The sequence below is a fragment of the Tritonibacter sp. SIMBA_163 genome, assembly GCF_046535935.1.
Taxonomy (GTDB): domain Bacteria; phylum Pseudomonadota; class Alphaproteobacteria; order Rhodobacterales; family Rhodobacteraceae; genus Epibacterium; species Epibacterium scottomollicae.
This window is the reverse complement of sequence record NZ_JAWJBP010001316.1, coordinates 1-236: the sequence shown is the minus strand read 5'-3', so window position 1 is coordinate 236 and position 236 is coordinate 1. Positions and strand designations below refer to the sequence as shown.

Here is a 236-nt window from a genome sequence, read left to right as displayed (position 1 = left end):
ATGTTGGAGTTTCCTTGCACTAATCCCATCCAAAGAAACAAGTAGGAGGAAAGATCGGCTGTCCAGAGAAATGTGCCTAGCCCGTCACCTGATGAAGGGATCTCCGCTACTGAATAATCAAATTGATCGGGAAAACGATCAAAAAAGGAACTATCCGAAGCAGTAATTTCTGGAGGGGAATAGAGGGGGGTTACACTCAGATCTTCTGCACCCAGAGTGAGAAGGTTATCACCTAC

General features: G+C 45.8%; 1 protein-coding gene. It reads right to left on the bottom strand.

Annotation, left to right across the window (positions count from 1 at the left end; translation table 11 throughout):
• Positions 1-236 (bottom strand): hypothetical protein (locus tag R0J92_RS26570; protein ID WP_411053887.1); only part of this gene is annotated, 236 nt, incomplete at both ends.